The sequence below is a fragment of the Methanobrevibacter sp. genome (genome assembly GCF_045603845.1).
In the GTDB taxonomy this organism is placed as follows: Archaea; Methanobacteriota; Methanobacteria; order Methanobacteriales; family Methanobacteriaceae; genus Methanocatella.
The window spans coordinates 1-20,486 of sequence record NZ_JAZUMY010000057.1; the positions used below are offsets into that span (position 1 = coordinate 1).

At 35.5% G+C, this 20,486-nt stretch carries 16 protein-coding genes and 1 pseudogene; 14 read left to right on the top strand and 3 right to left on the bottom strand.

What is annotated here, in order from left to right:
- The 5 genes and pseudogenes from ACKI2W_RS04835 to ACKI2W_RS04855 form a co-directional block, all read left to right on the top strand.
- A pseudogene (locus tag ACKI2W_RS04835) lies at positions 1-254 on the top strand (amidophosphoribosyltransferase); the annotation flags it as partial.
- A gap of 6 nt (positions 255-260) precedes the next feature.
- Positions 261-1,508: a peptidase U32 family protein gene (locus tag ACKI2W_RS04840; protein ID WP_407379789.1), complete on the top strand. Its 1,248-nt coding sequence runs from the start codon at positions 261-263 to the stop codon at positions 1,506-1,508.
- Positions 1,505-2,299: a Ni-sirohydrochlorin a,c-diamide reductive cyclase ATP-dependent reductase subunit gene (gene cfbC, locus ACKI2W_RS04845; protein ID WP_407379791.1), complete on the top strand. Its 795-nt coding sequence runs from the start codon at positions 1,505-1,507 to the stop codon at positions 2,297-2,299. The genes ACKI2W_RS04840 and cfbC overlap by 4 nt, the downstream gene beginning before the upstream one ends.
- 6 nt (positions 2,300-2,305) lie before the next feature.
- Positions 2,306-2,956, top strand: a complete 651-nt coding sequence (locus ACKI2W_RS04850; protein WP_407379794.1) for an HAD family hydrolase — start codon at positions 2,306-2,308, stop codon at positions 2,954-2,956.
- A 31-nt stretch (positions 2,957-2,987) separates the two neighbouring features.
- The gene (locus ACKI2W_RS04855; RefSeq protein WP_407379796.1) at positions 2,988-3,338 is read left to right on the top strand and encodes an arsenate reductase family protein; all 351 of its coding nucleotides are present in this window, start codon (positions 2,988-2,990) and stop codon (positions 3,336-3,338) included.
- On the opposite strand, the gene ACKI2W_RS04860 is transcribed toward ACKI2W_RS04855, so the two are convergent.
- Positions 3,333-3,704 carry a winged helix-turn-helix transcriptional regulator gene (locus ACKI2W_RS04860; RefSeq protein ID WP_407379798.1) on the bottom strand — a complete coding sequence of 124 codons (372 nt, stop codon included), beginning with the start codon at positions 3,702-3,704 and terminating at the stop codon, positions 3,333-3,335. The genes ACKI2W_RS04855 and ACKI2W_RS04860 overlap by 6 nt on opposite strands.
- Positions 3,705-3,884: 180 nt before the next feature.
- Between ACKI2W_RS04860 and ACKI2W_RS04865 the strand changes: the two genes are divergently transcribed.
- Genes ACKI2W_RS04865 through ACKI2W_RS04880 form a run of 4 tightly spaced genes read left to right on the top strand, consistent with a single transcriptional unit; the run spans position 3,885 to position 6,739 of the window.
- Entirely contained in the window at positions 3,885-4,088 is a 204-nt protein-coding gene (locus ACKI2W_RS04865; RefSeq protein ID WP_407379800.1) for a hypothetical protein, read from the top strand.
- A 52-nt stretch (positions 4,089-4,140) separates the two neighbouring features.
- Complete coding sequence (acgM, locus tag ACKI2W_RS04870; RefSeq protein WP_407379802.1) at positions 4,141-5,166, top strand: radical SAM/SPASM domain protein, ACGX system; 1,026 nt, start codon at positions 4,141-4,143, stop codon at positions 5,164-5,166.
- Between the two features lie 5 nt (positions 5,167-5,171).
- Positions 5,172-6,134 (top strand): zinc-binding dehydrogenase, encoded by a 963-nt coding sequence (locus ACKI2W_RS04875; protein ID WP_407379804.1) that lies wholly within the window; start codon positions 5,172-5,174, stop codon positions 6,132-6,134.
- Positions 6,131-6,739 (top strand): pyridoxamine 5'-phosphate oxidase family protein, encoded by a 609-nt coding sequence (locus ACKI2W_RS04880; RefSeq protein ID WP_407379807.1) that lies wholly within the window; start codon positions 6,131-6,133, stop codon positions 6,737-6,739. Before ACKI2W_RS04875 ends, ACKI2W_RS04880 begins: the two co-directional genes overlap by 4 nt.
- A 136-nt stretch (positions 6,740-6,875) precedes the next feature.
- Here the strand turns inward: ACKI2W_RS04880 and ACKI2W_RS04885 are convergent, their stop codons facing one another.
- Positions 6,876-7,037: a hypothetical protein gene (locus ACKI2W_RS04885; RefSeq protein ID WP_407379809.1), complete on the bottom strand. Its 162-nt coding sequence runs from the start codon at positions 7,035-7,037 to the stop codon at positions 6,876-6,878.
- 169 nt (positions 7,038-7,206) lie between these two features.
- On the opposite strand from ACKI2W_RS04885, the gene ACKI2W_RS04890 reads away from it, so the two are divergent.
- The 4 genes from ACKI2W_RS04890 to serS all read left to right on the top strand — a co-directional run bounded on the left by ACKI2W_RS04890 (position 7,207) and on the right by serS (position 9,675).
- Positions 7,207-7,587 carry a winged helix-turn-helix transcriptional regulator gene (locus tag ACKI2W_RS04890; RefSeq protein ID WP_407379811.1) on the top strand — a complete coding sequence of 127 codons (381 nt, stop codon included), beginning with the start codon at positions 7,207-7,209 and terminating at the stop codon, positions 7,585-7,587.
- An 82-nt stretch (positions 7,588-7,669) separates the two neighbouring features.
- Positions 7,670-7,939 (top strand): hypothetical protein, encoded by a 270-nt coding sequence (locus ACKI2W_RS04895; protein ID WP_407379813.1) that lies wholly within the window; start codon positions 7,670-7,672, stop codon positions 7,937-7,939.
- A 33-nt stretch (positions 7,940-7,972) separates the two neighbouring features.
- Positions 7,973-8,326 carry a hypothetical protein gene (locus ACKI2W_RS04900; protein WP_407379815.1) on the top strand — a complete coding sequence of 118 codons (354 nt, stop codon included), beginning with the start codon at positions 7,973-7,975 and terminating at the stop codon, positions 8,324-8,326.
- 71 nt (positions 8,327-8,397) lie between these two features.
- The gene (gene serS, locus ACKI2W_RS04905) at positions 8,398-9,675 is read left to right on the top strand and encodes a serine--tRNA ligase (protein WP_407379817.1); all 1,278 of its coding nucleotides are present in this window, start codon (positions 8,398-8,400) and stop codon (positions 9,673-9,675) included.
- Between the two features lie 66 nt (positions 9,676-9,741).
- On the opposite strand, the gene ACKI2W_RS04910 is transcribed toward serS, so the two are convergent.
- Positions 9,742-10,428 carry a TIGR00266 family protein gene (locus ACKI2W_RS04910; RefSeq protein ID WP_407379819.1) on the bottom strand — a complete coding sequence of 229 codons (687 nt, stop codon included), beginning with the start codon at positions 10,426-10,428 and terminating at the stop codon, positions 9,742-9,744.
- Between the two features lie 659 nt (positions 10,429-11,087).
- Between ACKI2W_RS04910 and ACKI2W_RS04915 the strand changes: the two genes are divergently transcribed.
- The coding region (locus ACKI2W_RS04915) for a right-handed parallel beta-helix repeat-containing protein (RefSeq protein WP_407379821.1) at positions 11,088-20,486 on the top strand (9,399 nt) is incomplete at its 3' end.

Consider the following 20,486-nt stretch of genomic DNA (forward strand, 5'->3'; position numbering starts at 1 on the left):
GATGTCCGCCGGTTATAGCTCCTTGTTATTATGGTGTTGCCATGGCAACTAAAAAAGAGTTGATAGCAGCTAATTATACAATAGAAGAGATTAGGCAGCAGCTGGATATTGATACGCTTGGTTATATTACACTGGATTCTCTTGTTGAAGCTATTGGAATGCCTGAAGAAGATTTATGTCTGGGATGTTTAAATGAATCTTATCCAACTGAATTACCAGAGGATATTGAAGCTGAAACTTATTATAAACCTTAAGATAACATGGTTGAATTATTAGCTCCCGCAGGAAATTTTATTTCATTACGTGCCGTTTTGGAAAATGGCGCCGATGCTGTTTATTTTGGATTAGATGATTATAATATGCGGGCCAATGCCAAAAACTTTTCTTTAGATGATTTAAGTAAAATTTCAGGTATTGCTCAAGATTATGGTGCAAAAACATATCTCTGCACCAATACTATTTTAAAGGAAGATAAAATCATTGAACTTGAAAAGAATCTGGAGAAGATATCTGAAAGCGAAATTGACGCTCTGATTCTGTCGGATATCGGTTTAATTGAAAGTACCGTTGCCAACGGTCTTGAAGCCCATGTAAGCGTTCAGGAAAACGTAACCAATTCCTATACTTTAAATACGTTGCACAAATTGGGTGCCAAAAGAGCAATTTTGTCACGAGAACTGTCATTGGATGAAATCACTGAAATAACAAAAAAATCACCTATTGAAACTGAAATATTCATTCATGGAGCGATGTGTATGGCAATTTCAGGAAGATGCTTTTTAAGCTATGGATTATATGGAAGAAGCGCCAACTGTGGTGATTGCCTGCAGCCTTGCCGTAAAAACTGGACATTGACATTTGAAGAATCCCAAAATGATGCAGTTTCAAATACCAGTAACGTTTCAGAGGAATCCTTTATAATTTGTGGGTCTTATGATGGCAGTTACAGGACAAACTTCTTTTCACCAAAGGACATGTGCCTGATAGACCATATTCCTGAATTAATGAAATCGGGAGTCAGCTCATTTAAGATAGAGGGACGTGCCAGAAGTCCAGATTACGGTGCGATGGTCACAGGAATTTACAGGCAGGCCATTGATTCATATTCGGATAATCCTGAGGGATATGAAGTTGATTCCAAATGGATGGAAGAGCTGAAAAGTGTATTCAACCGTGGATTTGACACTGGATTTTATTTTGACACGCCATTTGAGACAAGTGAAACCAACCAGTCAAAATACATTAAAAAGGACATTGGCCAGGTTGTCAATTATTATAATAAGGTAAAAGTTGCCGAGATTAGAATTTGGGATGATTTGAAAATCGGCGACAGGATAATGATTCAGGGTGAAACTACAGGTTCAATTACCCATACTGTTGATTCAATGCAGATTGATGGCGTTGATGTTAGTAATGTTTCAAAAAATTCCAATGTGGGTGTGCTGATGCCTACAAAGGTTAGAAAAAACGATTTTGTTTATAAGTTAATAGAGAGGTCACAACAATGATTAAAAAAATAGCTATTTATGGAAAAGGTGGGATTGGAAAAAGTACGACTGTGGCTAATCTATCGGCCACATGGGCCAGTGAAGACTTGAAATGCCTTGTTATCGGTTGTGATCCAAAAGCGGACACCACCCGTACATTATATGGCAGGAGAATTCCAACTGTTGTAAACACTTTAAAGAACAACAGAAATCCTGAAAGGGATGATCTGGTTTTTGAAGGATTTAAAAATACTTTATGTGTTGAAAGCGGAGGTCCCGAGCCGGGTGTAGGCTGTGCAGGACGTGGCGTTATCGTAGCAATGAAAAGGCTTGAGAAAATGGGTATCTTTGATGATGATTTGGACGTTGTTGTCTATGACGTTTTAGGTGATGTGGTCTGCGGAGGCTTTTCAGTTCCTTTAAGGGAAAAGTATGCTGATGAGGTATTGATTGTAACTTTCGGTGAATACATGTCACTTTATGCGGCAAACAATATTGTCCGTGGCGTCAAAAAGCTTAAGGGTAATTTGAGCGGTATCATCTGCAACTGCAGAAATGTTGATAATGAAGAGAAAATTGTCAACGAGTTTGCTAAAAAAATAGGCACACATGTTATTGGTACTATTCACAGAAGCAACTTAATTCAGGATGCTGAATTAGATGCAAAAACCGTTGTAGAAAAATACCCTGAAAGTGATGAAGCATTAGAATACTTCAACCTTGCTTCAAATATTATGAACAATGAAAATGTTTCAGTTCCTGAGCCTATGGATGACGAGGAATTTGAGGAATTTTTTAAATCTTTTATTTAGATGCTTATGAAAAAACTATACATTTTTGATTTTGACGGAACCCTATTCGACACGGTTCATGACGTTGTCATATGCCTGAATGAGGCATTGTCAGTTAATAATTTTCCAACATTGTCTGATAGTGAATATGTTGAAAGACTGGGTGGAAATATCAATGAAATCGTTTCACTGGTGTTAAAAGATCAAAACACTCCCGAAAACATTGAACTTATTAAGAAAACTTATACTCCATTATACGATGATTCGCCTAAAGATAAAAGTGTTCCATTTGACGGAATCAGGCAACTGCTTGAAAAATTACAGGATAGTGGAGCATTGATTGCAATCAATTCAAACAGAACAACGCAATCAATCAAACATTTCACAGACAAATTCCTTAAAGATATTGATTTTATTTTAATTGAAGGCCATAATGAAAATTATCCCTCAAAGCCAAGCCCGATAGGAGTTAACAGGATAATTGATAAGGCTGATGTAAGTCTGGATGAAGCAATATATATTGGAGACTCCATTACAGACATTAAAACCGCTCAAAACGCAGGAGTTGACTGTGTGATTGTAAAATGGGGATACGGTTTTGATGATGCATACCAGCATGATTATCCGTTGGCTGTTGTTGATGATGTTTCACAATTGTATTGTCTCTTGAAACATTAACTATTTCTAATTAAAAAATCAATTAATAATTATGTTATTCGTACATTATCCAAGATGTTCAACTTGTAAAAAAGCCAAAAAATGGCTAGAAGAAAATAACCTTGAATTTGAAGAAAAAGATATCGTTGAAGATAATCCTACTTTTGAAGAGCTGAAAGAATGGTTTGAAAAAAGCGATTTGCCTTTGAAAAGATTTTTCAATACAAGCGGAATGAAATACCGTGAACTGAAATTGAAGGATAAACTTCCTGACATGTCTGAAAAAGAGCAGTTGGAACTGCTTGCAACTGACGGAATGCTTGTAAAAAGGCCAATAATCGTTACTGATGATGTGGTTTTAACTGGTTTTAAAGTAAAAGAATGGGAAGAAGAGTTATTATAGGAGAATTTCCTTGAAAACCTTTTTCAATTCTTTTTTGTTTTCATCATCATAATATCTGTTGTTAATGTCTGTATTTAAGGTAAACATTGCCAGTTCATATAATACTTTATTTAAAGCTTGTCCTTTTTGCGTGAGTTTATATTCAATGCCTTCATTGGTTTCACGGGAAATCAAACCGTTTTCTTCCATTTCCTTAAGGCAATTGCTTAAAACTTTATTTGAAAGGTTAGGTTTTCCTTCCTTGAATTCATTGAATCTTTTTTTGCCAAAAAACATATCTCTTATGATTTGAATAACCCATTTTCGGTTAATATGTTCCATAGCTATTTCGATTGGACAGATTAATGCTTTTTCTTCACTTTCCATTTAAATTCCTCTTTTCTTAAAATAATTTATATGTATTGATATTAATTAATTTTAAGTTACCTGGAGGTAACTTAACAGATTTGGTTACTTTAAAGTAACTTAATTTATATATACTCTTTAAATTAAACTAAAATTAAATAAAAGTGAATTCTTTTATTAATAATTTAAGGAGAAATTTTAATGTTTAAATTAAACTCTTGGAATGAAAATGAAAAGTATTTTAGTTCTAAAATTGCACAAAATGTAATTTCAACCGCTTGTGGTTCTGATGTTGTTGCTTCTGCTTGTGGTAGTGATGTGAATACTGCTTGTGGTTCTGATGTTGTTGCTTCTGCTTGTGGTAGTGATATTAACACAGCTTGCGGCAGTGATGTAAAATTCTAAGATTAATTAAATAATCTTTTTTTATTTCTTTTTTTTTTGGAGAGTGTTTCTCATGGCTGATTTTTTTGCTTTTCAATGGCATATACTTGACGATTGTGATCAAAGGTGTAAGCACTGTTATATCTTCTCTGAAGACAATAATAAGGAATTAGTAACGATGAGCTATGACCAAATGGAGCATGTTTTGGATAACTGTCTGGAAATGTGTGAAAAAACAAACCGCACACCATATTTTTCCATTACTGGTGGAGATCCTATTCTGCATCCGAATTTTTGGGATTTGCTTGAAATGCTTCATGATAAGGAACTTTTTTATAATATAATGGGAAATCCGTTTCATTTAACTCCTGAAGTATGCGCTAAACTTAATGAACTCGGATGCAGGCAATATCAACTTTCATTGGATGGGTTGAGGAAAACCCATGATTATTTCAGAAAGCCTGGATCTTATGATTCAACTTTAGAGGCTGTTAAAACGCTTCAGGATGCTGGTGTAAGAGCAAGCATCATGACAACTGTTTCAAAAACAAACATGTCTGAAATAACCGGAATCATTGATGAGGCTGTCAAAAATGATGTGGGGCTGTTCACCTTTGCAAGATACTGTCCGACCAGCTTTGAAAAAACCGCTCAGATGACTCCTGAAGAGTATAAGAATCTATTGGAAGATATCTGGCAAAAATATCAGGAATACAAGGATTCAAATACTTTTTTCACTTTAAAAGATCACTTATGGACATTATTCTTATATGAAAAAGGCATTTTCAGGATACCTTCAAATCTAAAGGATGATGTAATCTATGATGGTTGCAATTGCGGAAACAGTCATTTGACGATTCTTCCGACAGGTGACGTCTTTGCATGCCGTAGAATGGACAGCAAAGTGGGAAATGCTTTAGATGAGCGGATTTTTGATATTTTCACTGGAGAAAAGATGGATGAATATCGCCGTTTTGAGGACTTTGAAAAATGCAGCAAATGTGAACTGTTGAGATTTTGCAGAGGATGTCCTGCAGTCAGCTATGGATATACTCACAATATGTATTCACCAGACCCGCAATGCTGGAAGGAAGTGTGATGATAATGAAAGCAGTTGTTTTGGAAAACACATGTAAAGCACAGGATTTGAAAGTAAGTGAAGTTAATATACCTAAAGTCAGGGATGACTGGGTTTTGGTTAAAGTTCTAGGCTTTGGAATTAACAGATCTGAAGTAATACTGAGAGATTATGAGGCTGATGAAGACTATATTAACCTGCCTGTGATTCCTGGAATCGAATGTGTCGGCGAAATTGTGGATGAATCAAGCACTGATTTTTCAAAAGGAGATAAAATCGTTGCATTAATGGGAGGCATGGGAAGGTCATTTGATGGCAGCTATGCAGAATATGCGTTGCTTCCTCAGAAAAATGTTTTCAAAATTTCTGATGAGGCTTTAAATCATTTGACAATTGAAGAGATAATAGCCATTCCGGAAACGTATTTTACTTCATACGGTTCAATTTCTACTTTAAATTTAGCTGAAGATGATACATTGCTTATAAGAGGTGCAACCAGTGCAACAGGTCTTACCGCTATGCAGCTGGCCAGTGCAATAGGATGCAGGATAATAGCCACCTCAAGAGATAAAAAGAGATTTGAAAAACTTAAAGATTATGGTGCAGATGAATGTGTTGTTGATGATGGAGACCTGTCAAGCAAAATTTCATGCAACAAGATATTGGAATTAATCGGACCTAAAACCTTAGCCGATTCATTGAATTTGCTTGAAGAAGATGGAATCTGCTGTGTAACAGGAGTTTTAGGAGGAATTGAATATTTAAATGATTTTGATCCTATCAAATATCTGTATAAAAAATATCTAACTTCATTTTTTTCCAATTTCCCGACTCAGGAGATAATTGATGATATTTTTAACTTTATCATTGAAAATGACATCAAACCTGCAATTGGAAGGGTTTTTACATCATTAGATGATATTTCAGAGGCCCATTCGTTAATGGAAAGCAACAGCGCACAGGGAAAAATAATATTTCAATTAATATGATAACTAAAGAAGAATGTTTTAAACAATTGAGAGACGTAATAGATGCAGTCTTATCGACTGTTGATGAAAAGGGAAATCCACAATCAAGAATCATTGATATAATGCATATTGAGGACGATAAGATATACTTTTTGACCGGCCGTGGAAAGCATGTCTATCAGGAAATCATGAATCATCCTAAGGTTTCATATCTTTCATTAAAGGATAATAAATCTATTAGAATTTCCGGTGAAGCTCATAAACTGGATGACCAGAAATACTGGATTGATTTGATGTTTGATGAAAACAAATTCCTCAATAACGTCTATCCTGGCCAGGCACGCTATATTCTGGAGCCCTTTTGCATTGAAAACTATGAGATGGAATTTTTTGACCTGACACAAAAGCCGATTTTCAGAAAAACATTCACCATTGGAAATGCCAGAAAAACCCCAAAAGGTTTTATAATTGGTGATAATTGTGTTGCCTGCGGAACCTGCAAGGGAGTTTGTCCACAGGGAATTCCTATTGAAGGGGAAAAGTATGAAATCCCGCAGGAGCACTGTCTTCACTGCGGCAGATGCTTTGAAAAGTGTCCTGTTCAAAATATTGAAAAAATTCAGTAGCTTTTTTTTAAAATTTTTAAGGGGATTTATTTAAAAATCCCCTTTCACACCAAAACAACCTCTTAAAACTAATTTAGGGGAATATTTGATTAGGGAGGGGGTTGAGACATATATCGGTTGTTTTGATTAAGTGATCCTACATTTGCGTAGTATCAATACAGCAGCTAGTGCTGATTTTTGTAGTGTCGATGCAGCAGCTTGTATTGATGTCGCTTCCGCATGGTCCACTTACTATGTTTTGTGCAATTTTCGAGGATTTAAACTCCTGGTTTTCGTTCCATGAATTTAGTTTGTACATGCTTTTCACCTCTTAAGTAATTCGAAAGTCCTAGAATACTAAAACTTTCAATTAAAACTTCTGTATTTATCTTATAAAACCTTTTGGTAACTTTTTAGTTACCCTAAAATAACGATAACTTTATATACTATAAAAAAGCCTATATGTATTACTAGGAGGAAAAATAAAAATGAATACTTATAGCAAATGTCCAATCGAGCTTGTAGTGAGATTGATTAAAAAGAAATGGGTAGTGCAAATCCTCAGGGATTTGTTTTTCGGCAAAAGCAGATTTTCAGAATTCAAAAAGGACAAGCCTCTCCTTTCAAACAAGGTTTTAAGCAACTGCCTTAAATCAATGGAAAAGGATGGTCTGATTCAGAGAATCTCAGACAGATATGAACGTGACGTAGAATACATTTTAACCAAAAAAGGCCAGGCATTAAACAAAATCATATATGAAATGGCAATGTTTAGTATCGATGAGGATATGGGAGATACTAAATTCAACGACGAGACCAAAGGAAAGATGAGAAGCAGTTTCAAGGACAAACTGCTCTTTAAAAATTAATTATCTTCATAATCTTTTGATTATGAACACTCTTTTTTTTTTCAATAACTTTGATATATGTTAAGGTATCATAGATATTATCATGCATCCACATGAAGTTGACGTTAAAATCAGAAATCTGAATAGAGTAAATACATTTAAAGGTGCCGAATCATTATTGATAGAGCTTAAGAATTATTCTGTTATGTATACGCCGGATCAGATGTCCAGAATATGCTTTGCAGCCATTACCAACGAACAGATATATAAATGCTATAACTGCAAAGCCCATCTGAAGGTAATCCTGAAGAAAAATGAAGAAAATCTTGATGAAGCCCAATACATGGAAGTTCTAAGCAAGATTGATGGGTAAGTTAATTAATGTCCTGGCTCTAAATATAGTAGTATGACTAATGATGATTTGGACAGATTGAAATTGGAGCTGGAATGTGAAAAGTTCCGTCTGATGTCATTTCAGCTAGATAATTTGCTTGAGGAATATGATAAGCTGATTGAATTAAGACAATCCATTCAGCTGAAATTTTTTACCGCATTGGAAAATGTCAAAAAGAACGGCATTCCGGTCAAACAGGACTATGAACGCTGGGAAAAGATTAGAACCTCAGAAAGGGATGGCTGGAATGAAGAGATTGACTTGATAGCCGATTTGAAATATGATGTGGATGATAATCTGAAATTATTGGACAACACCAAAATGAGAAGAATTCTAATTGATGATGAATTAGATGAAAAAGACTGATTTTATGATTAAGTTTAAAAAATAGGAAATTCATAATTATATAGTGATAAAATATTTTAAGGGGACAAAAATTGCTAGATATAAAATTGTTCAGAGAAAATCCGGAAATAATCATTGACTCTGAAAAGAAAAGATTCAGAAGCACTGAAAATTTTGAAAAGGTAGTAGAATATGATAATTTATGGAGAGAAGGCGAAAGGAAATTAAACTCTCTCAGGTCTGAAAAAAACAAATTATCCAAATCATTCAAAAAAGCCAAAGAAGAAGGCAATTTGGAAGAGGTAATAAAAAGATCCAAAGAAGTAGCAGCAGAAATCAAGGAATTAAGTTCCAAAAACGAAGAATATCTCAAACTCAGGGATGACTACAGATACAAAGTCGGAAACATAATTGACGAGGACGTTCCGATTTCCGATACTGAAGATGACAATGTAGTTGTAAGGACTTTCGGTGAAATCCCGGAATACGACTTCGAACTCTTAAATCACGTTGACCTAATCAATAAAATCGATGGAGCAGACCTTGAAACTGCAGCAAGCATTGCAGGTGCTCGCTTTTACTATCTTAAAAGAGACATCCTCCATTTGAACTTGGCGTTAATACAATTTGCCCTAGAAGAGCTTGAAGCTGAAGGATATGTTCCGATGCAGACACCGTTTTTTGTAAAAGGTGAAGTCGCAGCAGAAACATCCGAGCTTGGAGAATTCGAAGAGACCTTATACAAAGTTGAAAATGAGGACATGTACTTAATAGCAACTGCAGAGCAGACTCTGGCAGCACTTCACAGGAACCAAATCATATCTCCTGATGAATTGCCGTTAAGATACTGTGCGCTGTCAACATGTTTCAGAAAAGAGGCAGGTTCACACGGAAAAGATACCTTGGGAATATTTAGGGTTCACCAGTTTGAAAAAATCGAACAGTTCATATATTCCGCTCCTGAAGATTCAAGAAACCAGCATGACCATCTTATGGAAGTCACTGAAAGAATCTATCAGAAATTAGGCCTTCCATATCAGGTAATAGCTATCGTATCATCTGCTTTAAACGATAATGCAGCTATAAAATATGATTTGGAAGCATGGTTCCCGGGTTCCGGTGCATTCAGGGAACTGGTTTCATGTACCAACTGTAAGGACTATCAGGCAAGAAAAACAAAAACCCGTATCGGTAGAGCAGGTTCCGGAGATGCTCAGATATTGCATACCCTAAACAGTACAGCTATTGCAACAGAAAGAACAATGTGCTGTATTTTAGAAAACTATCAGCAGCCTGACGGCAGTGTAAAAGTTCCTGAAGTGTTAGTCCCTTACATGAACGGAAAAACAGTTATTGAAGCTAAAAAATAGCTTTAATAATACTTCTTTTTTTTTAAAAAAATAGTAAAAAAGTTTATTTTTAAATAAACTTTTCATTTAATGTTCGTTATTTGTTGGTATGAATGGAATTATTGCTTCAGCCAGTTTGGCTATTGGCATGGTCTGTATCCATACTCTTCCAGGTCCTTTTAATGTGGCCAGAAACAGTCCTTCACCACCAAATAATAGGTTTTTAGCACCTTTCACTCTTTCAATATCAAAATCAACTGATTCATCCATTGCTGCAATATGTCCCTGGTCAACAAACAGTTTTTCTCCAGGCTGCAAATCATATTCGATTACTTCTCCGTCAATTTCCAGAAATGCAATTCCGTTTCCTGAGAATTTCTGAAGAATAAATCCTTCTCCACTGAATAATCCTGCTCCAAATTTCTTTCTGAAGTACATGTCAATGTCAACGCCTTCTTCTGCAGCCAGAAATGAGCTTTTCTGACCGATGATTGAATTTGTTCCGTCCAATCTGATAGGGATGATTTTTCCAGGGCAGTATGATGCAAATCCTATTTCCGCACCGTCTTCTTCTGCCGTAAAGAAGTTTAAGAAAATTGAGTCTCCTGCAAGTGCTCTTCCAAGTCCTTTTAAAAGTCCTCCGCCAGTATTGGTATCCATTTTGACATTTGATGTCATATAAGCCATTGCTCCGCTTTCATCCTTCATTGTTTCTCCCTTTTGTAGTTTGCAGACTACCATAGGAAATGATCCACCTTTAATTTCATATTCCATAGTTTCACCTTTTATTATTAATGTATAAAATTAATTGTATTTAAATTATTTTGAACGAATCTCCTTAAAATTACATTTAAATCAGATATTGTTCGTAAATCCTAAAACATTTTGGAATAAATTATCTGTTAATTTGACTTTTTGTTATGACTTTAACTTTTCATTATTTACCTGCTTTGAGTTGGGCATGGCTGATAAAATCATTTTATATTCATATTAATAGATTTTGTTTTGACTAAATTTTTATCTATTGTATTTTTTTTCTCATTTTTTCGAGATTTTTTTCACATTAAAATTTGTTCAAAATGATTTTTTATATTGTATATAATTTCATATGAAACTCTTTTTATTGGGGAGTTATTTTATGATATTGTGAATATCTTTTTTGGATTATTTTTTTGAATATTTTCATTTCTGTTTTTCTGACTTTTCATGAAAATGTGCTGTTATTTCAGTTTATTGTAGAAATTTTTTTTCATCTACAATATATTTTTGATGGATAATGTCATTAAATTTTCTACTGATAATGAATCTGGTTCATTATATTATATTATTTTTAAACATTTCCTTTAAATATCATTTTCAAAAAAATTATTTTTATTCTTTAATTTATTGATTGGATAAAGAATTTGTACTAAAAAAGTTAATTTGGGTTAAAAATGGAAAATAAACATAAAATAATAGTTATATGTCTTGTATTATGTTTTATTCTTTCTATTCAATCTATAAGTGCTGTTGAGATTGATACGTCTCAAAATATAGAAAATGAAACAGATATCATATCGGTATCTGAAGAAAGTTTGGACATAATGGAAATTTCAGATAATGATGATGCACTTGGTGTTGAAGCGCCGGGTGGAACATTCACTGATTTAAAAAATATTCTTATTTCCGCAAATGATGGGGATACTATTTATCTGACAGGTGATTATGCATTTGTTGTAGGTACGGATGATGATTATGGATCTTATTTTGCAAATGCTCCTTATGCTAAATCTATCACAATAGATGGTCAAGGACATACTATTGATGGGTCAAATAAATCTTCAATATTGATTTTAAGCAATAAGGATCATCCGGATAAAGTTATCACAATAAGGAATACGATTTTTAAAAATGCTTTTAATACTGATAATACTGATTCCTATACTGGTGGTGCATTAAGGTTAGTCGGTAACGGATCTGTTGAAAATTGTACTTTTATTCATAATGTTGCTCCACGTGCCGGTGCAATTTATTGGGGTTACGCACATGATGTAACAATAGATAATTGTAAATTTTACTATAATGAAGCTACTGCCGCTGGTGGTGGAGCTATAAGGATTAGAAATGATATGGTTAATGTAGTTGTTTCAAATTCTATTTTTGTTAATAATACTGCTAATACTTATGCTGGTGCGGTTCATTTCTCAAGTACTCAAGGGTCTAATACAAACTCTATTCATAATTGTACTTTCATTGATAATTTCGCTAAACAGGGTGGTGGAGCTGCTCAGATTCAAGCTCCTAGTTGTGTTGTATCAGATTCAAGATTTATTAATAACACTGCTAATGCTACTGATGGTGGAGCTATTTACTGGGATGGCCTAACAGGTGAAGTAAGAAACTCTAATTTTACAAATAACACTGCAAAAAGAAATGGTGGTGCCATATTTGTTGAGAAAAAAGGTTTAACTACATATATTGTAAACTCAAATTTCACAAATAACACGGCTTCACAGGATGGTGGTGCTATATATTGGGACGGTTCAGATGGTTCTATAGACCAGTCTAATTTTATAAATAATAGTGCTGAAGATGAAGGGGGAGCAATATTCTGTTCAGGAAATTCTTCTAGTGTCACGAATTCTCATTTTATTAATAACAATGCGAGTCACGGTGGTGCAATCAGATGGGAAAACACAATTGATGGAAAAATTCTTAACTCAGATTTTAAAAATAACCGTGCTAGTGTTAATGCGGGAGCTATATCCTGGATGAACAGTACCCGTGGATTAATCAGTGTTGCTTATTTTGGAAATAACCATGCTGGAGACCGTGGAGGTGCTATCAGATGGTCTGGTAAGAATGGTACTATTCAATTAGCACAATTTATTGGAAATGATGCCGGAAATTATGGTGGAGCAATTTCATGGGCAGAAGAGGCTGATAACGGTCAAATCCATCATGTAAACTTCATTGGCAACAGCGTTAAAAATGAAGGCGGATATGGTGGTGCAATTTACTGGGACCACAGTAACAACGGTACCATTTATACAGTAAAATTCGAAGGTAATGATGCATCTTATGGAGGTGCAATGTTTTTAGGCGGTTCATCATGTAACATCACTGATGTCCAATTCAATGGTAACAATGGTAGTAAAGGTGGTGCACTATACCTTGATACAGGTGCACTTGTAACTGATTGCAGTTTTACTGGTGATACTGCAACTGTAGATGGTGGTGCAATATTTCTAAATGCTACTGTTACCACAACATATGGTTCTGACATTCAGGGCGGTTTATACAATTCAACACTGTCTGCATGTAGTGCTGATGGTGATGGTGGTTCAATATACCTTGAAGGAGATAAGGCAATATTGGATAATGTTACTATCTTATACCCTAAAGCGGTTGATGGTGGTGCAGTATACATTGCGGGTAATGATGCTGTACTTAATAACATGACAATTAATTATTATAACGCTACCAATGGTGGTGCATTATACGTAAAAGGTGACAATGTCAATATCACAAAAGTCAATTTTGAATACGGATCAGCTATTAATGGTGGTTCCATCTATATAGAAGGTGCAAAAACATACATTTTCGACTCAAATTTAACTCATAGTCACTCCAGCGAAAACGGTGGTGTCATTTATATCAAAGGTGACTATGCAAATTTAACCCAATCTTACTTTACATTCTCTTACTCCAATCAATCAGGCGGTGCAATCTATATTGAAGGTAACCATAACACAATTTCAAATGTCAATCTGACTTGTAACAATGCATCTCAGGCAAATGGCGGATCAATTTATATTGCAGGAAATAATAATAACATTACAGAATCAGTATTGCAAAACTGTACTGCTGAAAACGGCGGTTCAATTTATATTGCAGGTACCAACACACGCATTACAAAATCCAATTTCACATATAACAACGCTTCACTTGACGGGGGTTCAATTTATATTGCAGGTGACGATACAAAAATATTGGATTCAAACTTCACAAGGACTTCAGCCGGAAGAGACGGTGGGGTTATCTACATTGAAGGTAAAAATGCGGAAATCAAAAATGACATATTTTTAATGTCACATGCAGGAAGAAACGGTGGTTCCATTTATGTCGGTGGAGACAGTAATCTGATTACAAATAACATTTTCAAATATGCTAATGCAACTAACGGTGGGTCAATTTACATCAAAGGTAATAATAACAATGTAACTCTGGCAAACTTCTCATATTGTTTCGCTAACTTTGGAAATGCAGGAGCAGTATATGTAACCGGTGATAACAACAACATTTCATATTCCAACTTTACAGTAACCAATGCTTTTGACGGTAATGGTGGAGCTATCTATGCAGGTGGTGCAAACACAACAGTTTATTGCTGTAACTTCCGTACTACAGTTTCTGTTAAAAGAGGAGGACCAAGAGCTGGTGGGGGAAATGGTGGAGCAATATATATTAACGGTACAGATGCTTCAATTTTATATTCAAACTTCAGAGAATATAGCTCTTCACTATCCGGTGGTGCATTATATGCTGAAGGTAATGGGGCAAACATCACTTCTTCATCATTTGAATTCGGTCAGTCACAATATGGTGGTTGTATCTATATTGAAGGAGCAGACACTTACATTTCCAAATCCAACATGTCTCACACCCACGCTGCAGTTGACGGTGGTGCAATTTACATCAATGGTAGTAATGCCGATATAACACAGTCAGAATTCAAATACTTATATTCCAATGAATCCGGTGGTGCCATTTACATTAACGGTGATAATACCAACATTACAAAATCAGAATTCGCTTTCTCATATTCTAATGAATCCGGTGGTGCCATTTACATTAACGGGGCAAATACTGAAATTTCATATTCCAATTTAACAAATACCAATGCATCACAGGCTTATGGTGGAGCAATATATGTAAAAGGTGATGACACAACATTAAATAAATTATTCTTCCAGCATTCCACAAGTACAAATGGTGGTGCACTGTTCATTAACGGAACCAATGCCAATGTATTGAATTCCAGATTCATAGAAAACAATGTCACTGATGCAAACGGTAACGGTGGAACTATTTACATTGCAGGTAATGATGCTCTCATCAACGGCTCTCAATTTGTAAGATCCACTGCAAATATGGGTGGTTTTATTTATGTTAACGGTAGTGATGCTGAAATAGCTAACTCAACATTTGCACAATCTTTAGCATTGTCTGATGGTGGAGCAATCTATATTGAAGGAACCGGTGCTAAAGTGTCAGATTCCACTTTTACACTCCACAATGCAACAAATGGTGGAGCAATATATATTAACGGTGAACATGCAAATGTTTCAGCTTCAAACTTTACGATTGTCAATTCATTAAACGGTACTGGAGGTGCTATTTATGTTGGTGGAAATGATGCTGAAATTTCAGATTCTAACTTTAATATTACACGAGCTGTTCGTGGAGGTCCATTTGCTCAAGGAGGAAACGGTGGGGCGATTTATATAGCAGGTAACCGTACCAATATTACAGGTTCTAACTTCACAATATCTCTAGCTATTAATGGTAATGGTGGAGCAATTTATGTCGGTGGTGAAAACACTACAATCACGGACTGCTACTCCAATATTTCCCAGGCTCAAGGATTAAAAACGGGTCCTGTCAGTACAATCGGCGGAAACGGTGGAGCATTATACATAAACGGTAGCGGAACAAACATCACTGATTCAGTATTTGAACGTTATAATGCAACTGTATCCGGTGGAGGACTGTATGTTGAAGGAAATGACACAAACATTAAGGATTCCTCTTTTGAATATGGTGCTGCTGCAACTGGTGGAGCATTATACATTAACGGTGAAAATACTGTCATATCCAACTCCAATCTGACTCACAACCACGCATCAGGAAACGGTGGTGTAATCTACATCAACGGTAACAACTCAAAAATAGACAATTCCAAATTCAACATGTCCTATTCCAACCAGTCCGGAGGTTCAATTTACATCAACGGTGCAAATACAAAGATTTCAAACTCCAATTTCACATATAACAATGCATCAACAGGCCTTGGAGGATCCATCTTCATTAAGGGTAACAATACCAACATTACAGGCTCATTAATCCAATACTCCATAAGTGAAAACGGTGGTGCAATGTATATTGAAGGAGCAAACGCATCAATCTATGATTCCAGACTTATACAGAACAACGTAACCACCAGAAATGGTGACGGTGGAGCTATTTACATTGCAGGTGAAAATGCTTTAATATCCGGAACCAATTTCACGATGAGTAAGTCCAGCGATGGAGGATTCATCTACATTGAAGGTAACAATACCAACATTACTCATTCCAATTTCATGCAATCAGAAGCATATGAATACGGTGGAGCAATCTATGTTGGAGGAACAAACACTACAATCGAATACTCCACATTCAGAATGCATAATGCAACCAATGGTGGAGCTATTTACATTAAAGGAAATACTACAAGAATCTCAGCATCCAACTTCACGCTAACAACTGCTAAAGTTTCAGGAGGTTCACTATATATATCCGGTAACGGTGCAAGCATTTCAGGCTCCAACTTCGACAAGTCTTCCGCAGGTGAAAAGGGTGGTGCAATATACGTTGACGGAAACGACGTAAACATTACTGATTCACACTTTGAATTTGTAAACGCTACAAACGGTGGAGCGGTCTACATCAAAGGAAACGACACCTATTTGGCAGACTCCAACTTCACTCACACTCATGCAAACCAGGACGGTGGTATAATCTATGTCGAAGGTCACCGCGCAATACTCAATTCAACAGAGTTCAGCTTTTCATATGCAAACGGCTCCGGTGGAGCGATATATATCAAAGGTCTCAATACTACAATCATGGGCTCCAATCTGACACATAACAATGCATCACAGGGTCGTGGTGGATCCATTTATGTTGAAGGAAACAACACAAATATCACCGGTTCCAACTTTGAATTCTGTACAAGTACCGAAGGTGGTGCAATCTATGTTAGAGGGGACAATATCACGATAGAAAAATCCGATTTCAAGCATAATATTGTTAATGAGACGAGAAATACAAACGGTGGAACAATTTACATTTATGGTGAAAATGCACATGTTGACTACTCCAATTTCTCATTCAGTCAGGCCGGATTCGGTGGTATAATATATATTAAAGGAAGTAATTCCAATATCTCAAATTCCAAATTCAATCAGTCTGTGGCTTATAGAAATGGTGGAGCAATTTATGTTGACGGTATTAATGCTACAATTTATTCATCAAACTTCACGCGTCACAATGCAACATATGGTGGTGCGATTTTCATCAATGGAAACAATACGAATATTCTACATTCCAATGTATCGGAAAGCTATGCATCATCCAATGCAGGTGGAGTTTATTTAGGTCCTCATACATATGTATTCAACTCCACATTTGAAGAAAACTTCGCACAGTGGGGTGGAGCAATGTATAATGCAGGAGGAACAGCTATAATTTCTCACTCCAATTTCACACATAACATTGCTAATCATACAGAAGCAAAAGGTGGTGCAATCTACTGGGAAGGAGGCTCATCCAACGATGCAATAATTCAATGTTACTTTGAGGACAACAAAGCGGTAAACCTTGCTAACGCTTCCCATCATTCTGGATATGGTGGTGCTATTTACTGGTCTGCGGGAAGTGATGTGGCTTCAAATTCATCCATTGTAAATTCAACTTTCTATAATAATTATGCACAACGTCACGGTGGAGCTATTGACTGGTTTAGAAGTGACAATGGTACTATTGAAGGTTGTACTTTCATTGAAAATAAAGCAGAACGTGACGGAGGTGCAATTTATTCCGGTGATGACCATTCCACAGGTAAAAATCTAACAATATCAAACTGTAACTTCACAAGAAATGAAGCGGCAGAGCACGGTGGAGCTATTAGCCATCAGTTTGCAAGTTCACATATTGTAAATTCTACATTTGATTCAAATACTGCTGTACAGGGTGGAACCGTTTACATGGCCAATACAAAAGCTAATAATACTGAATTTGTAAACTGTACTTTCATTAACAGTAGTACTCATGCCAGTGAACCTGGCCATGCAGGTAACGGAGCAGGTGGTGCAGCTTATATTATAGCTCCTTATATCAGTTTCATTAACTGTAACTTCACAAACGGCACTGTTTATGAAAAACATAATGGTGGAGCAATCTATTTCGATTCAGCTGCAAAATATAGCCTTGTTGAAAACTGTACTTTCACCAATACAAGCAAAGCATATGATGGTGGAGCTATTTATATTCGTGCTGATAATGTATCTGTTAAAAATTCATCATTCATAAATAATTCCGCTTTCAACGGTGGAGCAATCTGTATTAACAGTATAAACAATACAATAGAAGATTCAACATTTGAAAACAATTATGTAACTTATGAAAATATATTAACAGAACGTGGTGGTGCAATCTACATCAGTGATGCTAATTATGTAAACGCAATTAATAATACTATAAGAAATTCCACTTTCAAAAACAATACTGCAAAATACGGTGGTGCCGTTTACATTATTACTAAAAATAACAATATAATCAATTCCACATTTGACAATAACACTGCAAGTTATGGTGGAGCAATTTATGTAAATGCAGAAAATAACACTATTGAAAATTCCACATTAAAATATAACAAGGCAACAGAAAACGGTGGAGCAATATATATTGTTGCAGATAATGTAAACATTACAGATTCATCTTCCATATTCGGAAATCTGGCCAAATATGGTGGTGCAATCTATCTGGATAATGCTGAAAACATCTTAATTGAAATGACTGAAATTACAGACAACAATGCAACAAACGGTTCAGCTATTTATGCAAAAGGATCTAAATACAAATTAAACGGTGTAACCCTTTTGGATAACCAGGCGCATGCAGACAAATTCATAAATAAAACATTCGGTGTGGATGATGACGGAAAATATTATGTCTCAGGAGTATTTTTAGCTAATGACAATCTGCTAAATGCAATCTGGAACGACGGAACTTCCGAAGCAGTTTCATTTACAGATGTGACTTACTGGGGTGTAAACGGTAAAAACGTTACAAATGAAGTTCCTGAGCTAAGCACTGCTGAAGTATGGCAGAACATTACTGTTGAAAGACTTACTACTTCCGGTGAATCAATATCCAATGCAACGGTCATTACAGACGGAAATGGAGTATTCAGATATTATTTCGCTGATGATGCAGATTCAAAAGCATCATTTAAGTTCTATCACTTTGAAGATAAGTATTATAAGGCATTGACTGATTCCGCTTCAATCAAAAAATCAAAAGTAAACATCAGTGTTGCAGACATTGACTTTGGAGACAATGCAACGGTAAAAGTTAACCTGACTGACTGGGATGGAAACAAATTGACTGCAAACGTCACAATCAGGATAAACAACACTCACAACTTTACAATGAAAATAGTTAATGGTGTGGGAGAAGTCAATAACGTATCAGGATTGATTGCAGGTATTCACAATGCTACTGTAATATTTAAAGGAAATGAAACAATCATGGGCAGTTCAAATTCAACCTTGTTTAAAGTAAAACCTGCAGTTAATATAACAATCAATAAGACTTCAGATATTAAAGGTAATGCCAGTGTCTATGATTTGGCTAACTTTACGATTATTGTAACTAATCTGGGACCTTCCAATGCCACAGGCGTTAATATTACTGATTATCTGGAAGAAGGACTGGTTTATATCAATTCAGGCAGCAACTTAACATCAGTTGTCAGTGATAAAATAACATTACCTAACGGAACAGAAGTCGTAAAATGGACAATAGGTAATTTAACCAAAAATGTTTCAGTTAAACTTTGGGTTCAGGTCAATTTAACAAGAAACGGTACATTTGGAAATGTAGCTATTGTAGATTCAGTTGAAGGCGGAAGAAATACATCCAATGTAACCAATGTCGCAGTTAATCCTGTTGTTAATTTGACTGTGGTTAAGCTTTCTAATTTGACTGGTAATGCTAGTGTCGGTGATTTGGTCAGATTTAATATTACTGTGACTAATCATGGTCCAAGTAATGCTACTGGTGTGAATGTGACTGATACTTTGCCTGCTGGTTTGGTTTATGTTAGTTCTGGTTGTAATGTTACTGGTGTTACTGGTGTTAATTCAACAGGTTCTGTTTTCTGGGATATTGGTCGTGTTAATGCTGGTGAGAGCGTTCTTGTTTGGGTTGTTGTTAATGTGACTACTAACGGTACTTTCAGGAATGTTGTTAGTGTTAAATCTAAAGAATACAGTACTCCGTCTGAAAATGGAACAAACATCAGTGTTGATCCGGTTGTTAATTTAAATGTTAATAAGACTGTTAATGTGACTAATGTTATTGTTGGTGATTTAGTCAAATTTACCATTAATGTGACTAATAATGGTCCTTCTAATGCTACTGGTGTTAATATTACTGATAGGCTTGATTCTGCATTTGAATTTATTGATAATTTGAATCCTGATGCTACTTATAGTAATGGTGTTGTGTCTTGGAATATTAATAGAATCAATGTTAATGAGTCCGCTTGTGTTGTGTTGAAGGTTCGTGTTATTAAGGAAGGTAATTTCAGCAATGTTGCAAGCGTTATCTCTCATGAGAATGATACTAAAATCAATGATTCCAGTGAGAATGTTACTGCAGGAACTGTTATTTTGAATGTGACTAAGGTTGTTAATGAGTCAATTGTTTATGTTGGTGATGTTGTAAGGTTTAATATTACTGTGAATAATACTGGTTCTGCTAATGCGACTGGTGTTAATATTACGGATAGTTTAAATTCTGCT